The sequence below is a fragment of the Mangrovimonas sp. YM274 genome, from assembly GCF_030908385.1.
GTDB lineage: Bacteria > Bacteroidota > Bacteroidia > Flavobacteriales > Flavobacteriaceae > Mangrovimonas_A.
Window position 1 is genome coordinate 2,834,952 of record NZ_CP133091.1, and the last position, 12,632, is coordinate 2,847,583.

The following is a 12,632-nucleotide window of genomic DNA, read 5'->3' on the forward strand; positions in this document are numbered from 1 at the left end:
TTTTTGACTATTTAGACCTTTAAAAGTTCTTGCATTTGCTCTTGAAGTGCCTTTGCTTCTTTAGCTGCAGCCTCGGCAAAATCCTCACCTTTAGATGCGTAAATAATTCCTCTTGAAGAGTTGATCAACAAACCAACTTGATCATTCATACCATATTTGCACACCTCCTGTAAGTTACCTCCCTGCGCTCCAACACCAGGTACCAATAAGAAGCTATTTGGAATAATGGTTCTAATATCAGCAAGATATTCTGCTTTGGTAGCCCCCACTACATACATTAAGTTTTCTGAGTTCTTGTAAGTCTTTGAGGTTTCCAAAACATGCTTGTACAATTCTTTTCCTTCTATAAGCTTTGTTTGGAAATCAAAAGCTCCTTCATTGGAAGTCAAGGCGAGTAATATTGTATGTTTATCCTCAAAAGCTAAAAACGGTTCCACAGAATCCTTTCCCATATAAGGAGCAATGGTAACACTATCAAAGGCTAAATCCTCAAAAAAAGCCTTGGCATACATGGTGCTTGTATTACCAATATCACCACGCTTGGCGTCAGCTATGGTAAATAGCTCAGGATAATTTTCATTAATATAGGAAATGGTCTTTTCCAAAGCTTGCCACCCTTTCAATCCATAGGCTTCAAAAAACGCAATATTAGGCTTGTAAGCCACACACAAGTCATGTGTAGCATCAATAATAGCTTTATTAAAAGCGAATATAGGATCCTCTTCTTTAAGCAAATGAGTTGGAATTTTGTTAAGGTCTACGTCCAACCCTACACATAGGAAAGAGTTTTTTATTTTAATCTGTTCTACAAGTTGCTCTGTGGTCACAATACTTAATTTATAGCGTTATTTTGATTTAAATTTTTAGGCACAAAAAAGCCTCAAAAAAGAGGCTAATTGTTATGGTTTAGATGACATCGTCACCTGCTTTCAACTTCTCAGTGTTTTCAGCAAGCATCAATTCATCAATTATTTTTTGAATATCTCCATTCACAATATTGGATAGATCGTAAAGGGTCAACCCAATTCGGTGATCAGTTACACGACCTTGTGGGTAGTTGTAAGTTCTAATCTTGGCACTACGGTCTCCAGACGACACCATGCTGCCACGTTTTGCAGCGTCTTCCTCCTGCTTCTTGGCCAACTCCAGATCGTACAAACGCGAACGCAATACCTTAAAGGCTTTTTCTTTGTTTTTATGCTGTGATTTTTGATCCTGACACTGCGCCACCAAACCTGTTGGAATATGCGTTAAACGCACCGCAGAATAGGTAGTATTCACCGACTGACCTCCTGGACCAGAAGAACAGAAGTAGTCAATTCTTACATCCTTAGGGTCAATTTGCACATCAAATTCCTCTGCTTCTGGAAATACCATTACCGTAGCAGCACTTGTATGTACACGTCCCTGTGTTTCGGTTTGAGGTACACGCTGTACACGGTGCACACCTGCCTCAAACTTTAAGGTTCCGTAAACATCTTCTCCCGAAACTTCAAACTGAATCTCTTTAAAACCACCACTGGTCCCTTCACTATAATCTACAACATCTACTTTCCAGCCTTTGCTCTCACAATATTTGGTGTACATTCTAAACAAATCCCCGGCAAAAATACTGGCCTCGTCTCCTCCTGTTCCCGCACGAAGTTCCATCACTGCGTTTTTAGCATCTTCCGGATCTTTAGGAATCAAAAGGAACTTGATTTCGTCTTCCATTTTAGGAATACTCCCCTTAGCCTCTTCAAGCTGCATTTTGGCCATTTCTACCATTTCAGGGTCGCTTCCATCGGCAAGAATCTCTTCAGCCTCCTTAAGGTTATCAATCAGCGTTTTATATTCTTCACGCTTATCAACTAACAACTTAAGGTCCTTATATTCTTTATTTAATTGTATATAACGCTTTTGGTCTGCAATAATATCAGGTTGGATGATCAAATCACTGACCTCATCAAAACGCTGTTTTACGATATTTAATTTATCTAACATTTGCCTTTTTAAATTGTGCCGCAAAAATACGATAATTTATGAATTGTTGAATTGATAATATCCACAAATACGTTTCGCATGGCATTTAAAGGGATTCAAAAAAAATAAAAAAAAGCACCTTTACTCAAAATAAAGGTGCTCTCTTTGTTTTAATGCTTATTTATGCTCTATCCGCACTTGGAAGATCCACAATCTGTACAGGTCAAACAACCTTCTTGGTAAATCAAGTTGTCTGAATTACAGTTGGAACATTTTCCTTTGGCTTTGGTTCCATCCTCTACGTATCGTTTGATAGCTCTTACTACCCCATTCTTCCATGTACTAATAGACTCACCGTCCAATTGCAAACTGTTAATCAAGTCAACAATCTTCTCAATTGGCATACCGTGACGCAAGGTACTAGAGATTAACTTAGCATAGTTCCAGAACTCTGGGTTGAATTTATGAGATAAGCCTTCAATAGTGGTTTTGTAACCTCTTTTGTTTTGATATTGGAAATCGTAACGAGACGTACCGTCTTCATTTCTATTTTTAATGATTACACCGTCCGTAACCCATCTTGGAATCAAGATCCCATCTTCATCATCGGCTAAACCTGTAAAAATTTCATAAGGCTGTCCCTCAATCAAACCAATGAAAGCAATCCATTTTTCCTTATTGTTTTGAAACCTTACCACATCAGCTTCCAATACTTGAGGGCGCTTTGTTGGGAATGCCGTCAACGTTTCGTTTTCATCTTCTTTCTTTTCTGAATTAGAAATCAATACACCAGAACGAGAACCATCTCTATAAACGGTTACACCTTTACAACCTACTTCCCAAGCTTTCAAGTACAGTTCACCTACCAATTCTTCCGAAACGTTACTTGGCAAGTTAATAGTTACACTAATAGAGTGGTCTACCCATTTTTGTACAGCTCCCTGCATACTCACCTTACTCAACCAATTTACATCATTGGAAGTAGCCTTATAATATGGAGACTCTTTTACCAATTCATCCAATTCCTCTTGTGAGTAATTTTTTGTAATATCATGTCCCTTAACTTGCATCCATTGCTTAAAGCGGTGGTGGAATACCACGTACTCTTCCCAAGAATCACCTACCTCATCAACAAAGTCTATGCGAGCTTCCTTGTCGTTAGGGTTTACTTTTCTACGACGTTTGTAAACTGGTAAGAATACAGGTTCAATACCAGAAGATGTTTGCGTCATTAAACTTGTAGTTCCCGTTGGAGCAATAGTTAACAAAGCAATGTTACGACGCCCGTATTCCATCATTTCATAGTAAAGCTTTTCATCAGCTTCTTTCAATCTTAAAATGAATGGATTGTCTTTTTCAAGTTCAGCATCGTAAATTGTAAAAGCTCCACGTTCCTTAGCTGTATACACAGATCCTCTATAAGCCGCAATGGCCAATGTTTTATGAACTTCTACAGAGAAAGCATTTCCTTCTTCAGATCCATATTGAATCCCTAAGGCAGCTAACATATCTCCTTCTGCCGTAATACCAATACCTGTACGACGTCCTTCGTAAGCCTTTTGACGAATGTTCAACCAAAGGTTTCTTTCGATAGCCTTGATTTCATCAGATTCTGGATCGGCATCAATTTTAGCTAGGATTACATCAATCTTCTCCAATTCCAGGTCAATGATATCATCCATCATGCGTTGTGCATAGGCTACGTGCTTTTTGAACAACTCGAAGTTGAAAGAAGCAGTGTCCGTAAATGGATTTTCTACATAAGAAAATAAGTTGATGGCCAGTAATCGACAAGAATCATAAGGACATAAAGGAATCTCTCCACATGGGTTTGTGGATACTGTTTTATAACCAAACTCGGCATAACAATCCGGAATAGACTCTCTAGCAATGGTATCCCAGAATAAAATTCCCGGCTCAGCTGATTTCCATGCGTTGTGAACAATTTTCTTCCAAAGCGAAGTCGCGTCGATTGTTTTGCTTGCTTGTGGGTTATCACTAAAAATAGGATAGGTTTGTTTGTACTCAGTCCCCTCCTTAACGGCTTTCATGAACTCATCATCGATTCTTACAGAAACATTGGCTCCTGTAACTTTTCCCTGCTCAAGTTTTGCATCAACGAAGGCCTCAGAGTCTGGATGGTTAACAGAAATAGACAACATTAAAGCTCCACGACGTCCGTCTTGTGCTACTTCTCTTGTTGAATTTGAATAGCGCTCCATGAAAGGAACGATTCCTGTAGAGGTCAAAGCCGAGTTTTTGACATCGCTCCCTTTAGGACGGATGTGCGACAAATCGTGCCCAACACCTCCACGACGTTTCATTAACTGCACCTGCTCTTGGTCCACTTTCATGATTCCTCCATAGGAATCAGAATCTCCTCCGTTACCAATTACAAAACAGTTGGACAAAGACCCTACTTGGTATTTATTTCCAATCCCTGCCATAGGACTTCCCTGTGGCACGATGTACTTGAAATCCTTGATTAAATCAAAAATTTCTTCTTCACTCATAGCATTAGGATAACGGGCTTCTATCCTTGCTATTTCACTAGCGATTCGCCTGTGCATATCATTTGGAGTGAGCTCATAAATATTACCATCTGAATCTTTTAAAGCATACTTATTCACCCATACGCGAGCGGCTAAATCATCACCCTTAAAATAGTCTAATGAAGCTTGAAATGCTTCTTCTTGAGTATAAATTCTTTTGGACACTGGAGAAGTATCGACTTTCATAATAGCTGAGTTTTATATTAGAAAAGGTTATTTAAATCGGAATGATTTTCTAGATGTAAAAGTAGATTATTTTAAAACACCCTTTACATCACAAAAAATAAAGTTATCAATAATCACTTGTTAATTTATTGATAATCAAATAATTAAAAAATAATAAATTTCAAAAAGTTGACAAATAATAAAAACGGCTTGTTTTTGTCAGAATAACAATTCTTAGTCTAAAAAGCCACAACGACACCAACTCCCAAGAGTTGCTTCCATTGAATACGGGCTCCATTTTTTTCATATTCCCCTTCAACTTCTGTGGCTTCCAGATTTTTAACATCGTTGTCGTAAATGAGGTGCGACCCAAAACTGGTCTTGACATATTTATTGACCTTAAAATTTAGAAGTAATTCCCAATCTATATCAATGTTTCCAAAACTATTGATGTAATCGGTATATAAACTAAGACGGTTAATTAAATTGATATTTTCATAAACCGGCGTTTCATAGGCATTGGTAAACAATATTCCCATTTCTGTCCTAACCCGTTGTCCGGGACTAATCACATTACCTTCTAAATCCAAAACAGCTGGTGACACACCAAAAGATCCCGCATTAGCCAACGCCTCATCCAAAACGAATGTAGACTTAAACGTCATTGGCGAAAAATAAAAAGAAAGCTTTTCTATATTTTTTCCATACTCGACACCTCCTCCTAGAAAGAGATAACCGGGCGCCATAAATTGGGAAATCGGTTTACTGGTTTCTGGATATTTGTAACCGTTGGTAAGCTGCGTTTTAAAATTGAACCGCGCCGAATAAAACCAATTGGTTAAGGTATCCCTTCGATACCCTAGATTAGACACTAGTTCTATTACATCATCCGTCTTTCTCATTTCCTGCCCTTGCTGCTTATTGATTCCATAACGCAAGGTTCCGACAGACTGCCATGAAAAGTTTTTGTACTTATATCCTAAATTAGACACCAGCCCCAATAAAGCAGATATAGAATTACTACCCCCAGAGTTCCAATTAACGAAGGCTACTTCGCTAAGATCAAAACCAACTTTATTACTCTGGGTCCATTTTGGTTTAACATCATGTTTAATTTCTCTTTTTACAAATAATGAATCGGGTTGCGCCCAAACACTTTGCACAAAAAGAATTAGAAAAAGAACTAGAACATTTTTCATCAAAACCAAAAACTTATAATAGATTAAAATTCATTAATAGTTGAACGTTCCAAATTCACTTTCTATTGTAAGTTTTTTATTTTCCGAAGCCTCTACCCTTCCAACAATTTGGGCATCGACATTGAAAGATTTCGAAATAGCAATAATATCCTCGGCAATTTCTGGAGAGACATACAATTCCATTCTATGACCACAGTTAAACACTTGGTACATTTCTTTCCAATCGGTTTTTGATTGTTCTTGGATTAGTTTAAACAGGGGTGGTACAGGAAACAAATTATCCTTAATCACATGAAGGCTATCTATAAAGTGTAATACCTTAGTTTGGGCTCCACCAGAACAATGCACCATTCCATGGATATTTTCACTGGTATATTTTGACAAAATTCTTTTGATAATTGGTGCGTAGGTTCTTGTTGGCGACAATACCAACTTTCCAGCATCTAAGGGAGAATCTTCAACAGCATCAGTCAATTTCACTTGCCCAGAATACACCAATTCCTCTGGTACAGAAGCATCAAAACTCTCTGGGAATTTTTCTGCCAAATATTTATGGAACACATCATGACGGGCTGATGTTAAACCATTACTTCCCATTCCACCGTTATACTCCTTTTCGTAACTAGCTTGCCCAGAAGATGACAATCCAACAATCACATCACCAGCCTTTATATTAGCATTGTCTATAACATCAGTACGCTTCATTCTAGCTGTAACCGTAGAATCTACAATAATGGTACGTACCAAATCTCCAACATCGGCAGTTTCCCCACCTGTTGAGTGAATCGTTACTCCAAAATCCTTTAATTCTGAAATCAATTCTTCCGTTCCATTGATAATAGCAGAAATCACTTCCCCTGGAACCAAGTTTTTGTTTCTACCAATTGTAGAAGACAACATGATATTATCCGTAGCCCCCACACATAAAAGATCATCAATATTCATGATCAATGCGTCTTGAGCAATCCCCTTCCAAACAGACACGTCACCGGTTTCTTTCCAATACATATAGGCCAAGGAACTTTTGGTCCCCGCACCATCAGCATGCATGATCAAACAATAATCCTCATCGTTGGTAAGAAAATCAGGCACAATCTTGCAAAAAGCCTTAGGGAACAACCCTTTATCAATATTCTTAATTGCATTATGGACATCTTCTTTGGAGGCAGAAACACCTCTTTGCGCGTATCTTTTACTTATATCTTGGCTCATGAAATCTAATTATGGCACAAAAATAAGGATTGTAATTTATTTTTCAGAGGAATCCGGACTTACTTATGGCTTTTAACAGAAAAAAAAGACAAATAAATTAATAAGTAATTTACTTGTCTTTTTCGTACTAAAACATTAAACTAAAAACTTAAGTTTTAAATACATCTTGTAGCAGTAAAAGAATGTTACATATCGGTTGGAGACTTCCCTTTCTGAACCGAAACTATATTGTCCGTTTTTTTCAAATCGTCTTTAACATCTTCGGAGTCTTCCTGGGAAAACAACAATGTAGCAAACAAGAGTACGGCTACGCTTAGCAGTAACTTCTTCATTTTACAAATAATTGATTAATAGCATTGTAAATGTAACAAATTATGTCTGCATTTGTAAATGTTTCACTGCTTTTTTATCCCCAAAAACCAATAATTTCGATTATTCGTAAAATACTAAGATGAAATGCACTACCAACAAGTTTCATGTACGTATTATTACGTAGCCCAAACAAGAAACATATCTATATCGTCTCTAAAAACAAAACTTAAACAGCACATTATCAACTACTTAACAAAAAGTAATTCACGATATTTAGTTAACGGCCATAGTTCATCATCCACCAATAATTCCAATTTATCACAGTGATATCTTATTCCATCAAATAATGGTTTTACGGTGTTACAATAGGCCAACGCCTTTTTATCTATCTTTTCAATTTTATTAGCCTCTTTCCTTACTCCAATCATTTTAGTTACATTGGCATTTATAGCCTCAATATGACCTGAAATTTCCTTGATAAGATTTAATTGTTCTTTTGCCAAATCCTTAAACTCGGCTCCAAAAATCTCCTTAAGCCCCTTTACATTCTCTATTAACCTATTTTGATATCTAACAGCCGTAGGCACTACATGATTTCGCGCAATATCCCCTAAAACTCGTCCTTCTATTTGAATGCGGTGAATATAATCTTCCATCTCAATTTCATAACGCGCTTGAGATTCAATCTTATTCATTACCCCTAAGCCCTCAAAAAGCTCTATAACTTTAGGAGACACTTTTACCTTAAGAGCTTCAGGCGTTGTTTTATTGTTACTCAACTTTCGTTTTTTGGCTTCCTTTTCCCAGGCTTCGCTATATCCATTACCTTCAAATAAAATAGCTTTTGAAATTTTGATATACTCCCTCAACACATTAAAAATAGCCTCATCCTTCTTCAGTTTCTTTTTATCAATCAATACATCAACCTCCTGCTTAAAGTCCATTAACTGTTTCGCTACAATGCTATTCAACACTGTCATAGGATTAGCGCAATTAGCCTTGGAACCAACAGCGCGAAACTCGAATTTATTCCCTGTAAAGGCAAAAGGAGAAGTTCTATTCCTATCGGTATTATCCAATAAAATTTCAGGAATTTTTCCAACAACATTCAACTTCAAATCGGTCTTTTCTGCTGGAGACAACTTTCCGTCTGTGACATTCTCAAGTTCATTCAATACACTGCTCAATTGCTGACCAATAAATACCGACATGATAGCAGGAGGTGCTTCATTAGCCCCCAACCTATGGTCATTACTAGCTGAAGCCACGGCCGCTCGCAATAACTCTTCATTATCGTGTACAGCTTTAATAGTGTTTATGAAGAATGTTAAAAACTGAAGGTTGCTCATAGGCGTTTTCCCCGGGCTCAATAAATTTACCCCAGTATCAGTACCCAAACTCCAATTATTATGTTTTCCTGAGCCATTCACTCCCATAAAAGGCTTTTCATGGAACAAGACTTTAAAATGATGACGTTCGGCCACCTTACTCATTACATCCATTAAAAGAGAGTTATGATCTACCGCTAAATTGGCTTCATCAAAAATTGGAGCCAATTCAAATTGATTTGGAGCCACTTCATTATGTCTTGTTTTCACCGGAATTCCCAATAGCATACATTCATTTTCCAAATCGCGCATATAAGCCATTGCCCTGTTTGGAATAGTTCCAAAATAATGGTCGTCCAATTGCTGTCCTTTTGCAGCAGAATGCCCTAACAAGGTGCGCCCAGTAAGCACAATATCCGGCCTGGAAGCCACCAAACCACTATCAATTAAAAAGTACTCCTGCTCCCAACCTAATGAGGCATTTACCTTTCTAACATTTTTGTCGAAATATTTACATACCGCAACAGCTGCCGTGTCTACTGCTTGCAAGGCACGCAACAAAGGGGTCTTGTAATCCAATGCTTCCCCTGTGTAAGCCACAAACACCGTAGGTATACATAATGTCGTTTCATATATGAAGGCTGGAGAGGTAGGATCCCAAGCAGTATACCCCCTTGCTTCAAAAGTATTTCTAATACCTCCGTGCGGAAAACTGGAAGCATCAGGCTCCTGTTGTACCAACTGTCCTCCATCAAATTTTTCTATGGCAACTCCTCCTCCCAAAGGCTCAAAAAAAGCATCGTGCTTTTCGGCTGTGGCCCCTGTCAAAGGCTGAAACCAATGCGTATAATGAGTAGCCCCTTTGGAAATAGCCCATTCTTTCATTCCTGCAGCTATATGGTCGGCAATGGTACGATCTATCTTAAATCCAAATCTGCTAGCATCCATGACACTATTACAAGCCTCTTTGGTTAGATATTGACGCATGGCGACCTCATTAAAAACCTTTGCACCAAAAATAGCAGACCGACGTTCCTTAAAATCCATTTTCAAGGGCACTCTATCAAAAGACTCCTTGACAGCATGAAATCGTAATGTTGACATATATAATTATTTAGACCACAAAAATAGTTTGTAGCAACCTGTTGGTAAAAGTAATTTCACCATAATTATTAACAATATCGCATTTTCAAGCTTAAAAACATCCCCATTTTAGAAATAACCCTAAAAAAATAAGGGTATGACTAAAAAATTAATCAGCTGTTAATAAAATCACCCCTAAAAAAAGGTAGTTAATATCAAAACTTTTATATTTGCCCTATTAATTGATAATATTTTTACACAATGGCAAAATCAAAACTTGAGTACATTTGGCTAGATGGTTATTACCCTACTCAAAACATGAGAAGCAAAACTAAAATTGAAGAAGATTTTAGTGGTAAATTAGAAGACTGTCCTGTTTGGTCTTTTGATGGAAGTTCAACAAAACAAGCTGAAGGAGGATCTTCTGATTGCCTTTTGAAGCCAGTTGCTATTTACCCTGACCCTGCAAGAAAAGACGGGTACTTGGTAATGACAGAGGTTTTAAATGCTGACGGAACACCTCACGAATCAAACGGAAGAGCTACCATTGATGATGATGACAATGATTTCTGGTTCGGATTCGAACAAGAATACTTCATCATGGACACGCATACTCAATTGCCATTAGGATTCCCTATTGGAGGCTACCCTGGTCCTCAAGGAATGTACTACTGTTCTGTAGGTGGAAGAAACACTCACGGAAGAGACATCGTTGAAGAACATGCTGACTTATGTATCGAGGCCGGTTTGAACTTTGAAGGGATCAATCAAGAAGTTGCCTGTGGACAATGGGAATTTCAATTATTCGCCAAAGGTGCTAAAAAAGCTGGAGATGAGATTTGGATTGCTCGCTACCTAATGGATCGTTTAACCGAAAAATACGGATACTATATTGAATACCATCCTAAGCCAGTAAAAGGTGATTGGAATGGTTCTGGAATGCACGCAAACTTCTCTAACTCTGTGTTGAGAACTTGTGGAGACAAAGAAACTTATATGAAAATTTGTGAAGCTTTCCGTCCGGTTGTTGATGAGCACATTGCTGTTTACGGTGAGTTCAACGACGAACGTTTGACTGGTAAGCACGAAACCGCTTCTATCAACGATTTCAGCTATGGCATTTCAGATAGAGGTGCGTCAATTAGAATTCCAATTATTACCGTTGAGAAAGGTTGGAAAGGATGGTTGGAAGATCGTCGTCCAGCATCCAACGGAGACCCATACAAAATCGCGGGTAGAATTGTAAAGACAGTAAAATCTGCAGTATTGGATTAAATTTGTTCTTAACCATAAATGGTCAAAAGCTTACATTAATTTGTAAGCTTTTGTTTTTTTTATGACACCGATAAATAAACAAACACCAAATAGGCCCCAAACAACACCATCCCCTTTAACCTACCTATTTCATATCGTTTCGGAGTAAATACCATAGGAATTAAAATAGCCGCAAACCCAATCATCCAGAAAATATTTGTAGAGAGAATTTCAGGTGTTTCAGGATTTACAGCTATTGGCTTTACAATTGACGTCAACCCCAATACCGAGGCAATATTAAAGATGTTAGATCCTATTAAATTCCCCAAAGAAATGGCTTTTTCCTTTTTTAACGCAGCAATTACAGAAGCCGCCAATTCGGGCACGCTGGTCCCTATGGCAATCACTGTCACAGAAATGGCATATTCACTGATCCCCACAGCTAACGCCAACTCCTTAGCTCCCATCACAAGCCATTCGCTTCCAAAATAAAGTGCTGCTGCACCAATTAAAAGCCAAATAACGATTTTAAAATTTGAGGTTTCCTGAAGTGCGTCGTCCACTTCTTCCAGATTAACCTTAATCTTCTTTCTGGAATCTCTTATCATGATGACCAAAAAGACCGTTAAAGCCAACATAAAAAATACGCCTTCCCAGGCACTCAATAACATATCTTCTCTTAAAAAAGCATAAAGTAGCATAGACAAAATCATCATCATAGGCCAATTCAACCTATAAAAATCCCTATCAACCACAAGTGGGGAAATGAGCGCCGTAATCCCCAGCACCAAACCTATATTAGCAATATTGGACCCGATTACATTTCCAAGAGAAATATCGGAAGAGCCCTCCAGGGCAGCCTGCAAACTAACCAATAGTTCAGGTGCTGAAGTTGCAAAAGACACTACGGTCATACCAATAACCAGTTTTGACAACTTTAACTTAAAGGACAAGGCCACAGAAGATCTTACTAAAAACTCTCCACCAACCACAAGTAGCAATAATCCCAATACCACCCAAACAATGCTCATCATAAATTATTTTTTTGCGAATATAACCAACAATCGAGAGATACGCCTTGTATTTTTTTGCAATTGAATCCCACTTAACAACATCAACTATAAATTACGTTAAAAAACTATTAAAGCAGTTGTATAACTATAAAAATAGTTATAAGTTTGAACAACCTATAATTCCTTTACCATGCAAAAGTTAACAAACAAAGAAGAAGAGATCATGCACATTTTATGGAAGCTAGAAAAAGCTTTTGTAAAAGATGTTCTAGCGGAAATAAAAGAAGACAAACCACATTATAACACCCTTTCAACCATTATAAGAAATCTAGAGGACAAAGGATATGTTAGCTATCAAGCCTACGGTAAAACCCACCATTACTTCCCCATTGTAAGCAAGGAAGATTACAAAAAGAAGTTTATGAATACTGCCATTGAAAACTATTTCAATAATTCCTATAAAAATGTGGTATCGTTTTTTGCCAAGGAAGAAAAGATTAGTATTGAAGAGTTGAAAGAGATCATTTCCTTAATCGAAAACAAGTCGTAACC

At 37.7% G+C, this 12,632-nt stretch carries 10 protein-coding genes; 2 read left to right on the forward strand and 8 right to left on the reverse strand.

Annotated features, from left to right (window positions below; translation table 11 throughout):
• Positions 1 to 11: 11 nt before the first annotated feature.
• The 7 genes from pyrF to RBH95_RS12265 form a co-directional block, all read right to left on the reverse strand.
• Positions 12 to 827 carry an orotidine-5'-phosphate decarboxylase gene (gene pyrF, locus RBH95_RS12235; protein ID WP_307899877.1) on the reverse strand — a complete coding sequence of 272 codons (816 nt, stop codon included), beginning with the start codon at positions 825 to 827 and terminating at the stop codon, positions 12 to 14.
• A gap of 79 nt (positions 828 to 906) precedes the next feature.
• Entirely contained in the window at positions 907 to 1,983 is a 1,077-nt protein-coding gene (gene prfA, locus RBH95_RS12240) for a peptide chain release factor 1 (RefSeq protein ID WP_307899878.1), read from the reverse strand.
• A gap of 167 nt (positions 1,984 to 2,150) precedes the next feature.
• Positions 2,151 to 4,700, reverse strand: a complete 2,550-nt coding sequence (locus RBH95_RS12245) for an adenosylcobalamin-dependent ribonucleoside-diphosphate reductase (protein WP_307899879.1) — start codon at positions 4,698 to 4,700, stop codon at positions 2,151 to 2,153.
• 218 nt (positions 4,701 to 4,918) lie between these two features.
• The gene (locus tag RBH95_RS12250) at positions 4,919 to 5,878 is read right to left on the reverse strand and encodes a DUF3078 domain-containing protein (protein WP_307899880.1); all 960 of its coding nucleotides are present in this window, start codon (positions 5,876 to 5,878) and stop codon (positions 4,919 to 4,921) included.
• 33 nt (positions 5,879 to 5,911) lie between these two features.
• Positions 5,912 to 7,090, reverse strand: a complete 1,179-nt coding sequence (locus tag RBH95_RS12255) for an AIR synthase related protein (protein ID WP_307899881.1) — start codon at positions 7,088 to 7,090, stop codon at positions 5,912 to 5,914.
• Positions 7,091 to 7,275: 185 nt separating this feature from the next.
• A complete protein-coding gene (locus tag RBH95_RS12260; RefSeq protein WP_307899882.1) occupies positions 7,276 to 7,422 on the reverse strand; it encodes a hypothetical protein in 147 nt (48 codons plus the stop codon).
• Between the two features lie 225 nt (positions 7,423 to 7,647).
• Positions 7,648 to 9,834 carry a glutamine synthetase III gene (locus RBH95_RS12265; RefSeq protein ID WP_307899883.1) on the reverse strand — a complete coding sequence of 729 codons (2,187 nt, stop codon included), beginning with the start codon at positions 9,832 to 9,834 and terminating at the stop codon, positions 7,648 to 7,650.
• A 240-nt stretch (positions 9,835 to 10,074) separates the two neighbouring features.
• Here RBH95_RS12265 and RBH95_RS12270 point away from each other — a divergent pair, with 240 nt between their 5' ends.
• On the forward strand, positions 10,075 to 11,088 hold the full coding sequence (locus tag RBH95_RS12270; protein ID WP_307899884.1) for a glutamine synthetase beta-grasp domain-containing protein: 1,014 nt from the start codon (positions 10,075 to 10,077) through the stop codon (positions 11,086 to 11,088).
• A 59-nt stretch (positions 11,089 to 11,147) separates the two neighbouring features.
• Here RBH95_RS12270 and RBH95_RS12275 read toward each other — a convergent pair whose 3' ends face one another.
• The gene (locus RBH95_RS12275; RefSeq protein WP_307902255.1) at positions 11,148 to 12,098 is read right to left on the reverse strand and encodes a calcium/sodium antiporter; all 951 of its coding nucleotides are present in this window, start codon (positions 12,096 to 12,098) and stop codon (positions 11,148 to 11,150) included.
• 172 nt (positions 12,099 to 12,270) lie between these two features.
• Between RBH95_RS12275 and RBH95_RS12280 the strand changes: the two genes are divergently transcribed.
• Entirely contained in the window at positions 12,271 to 12,630 is a 360-nt protein-coding gene (locus tag RBH95_RS12280; RefSeq protein ID WP_307899885.1) for a BlaI/MecI/CopY family transcriptional regulator, read from the forward strand.
• Positions 12,631 to 12,632 lie beyond the last annotated feature (2 nt).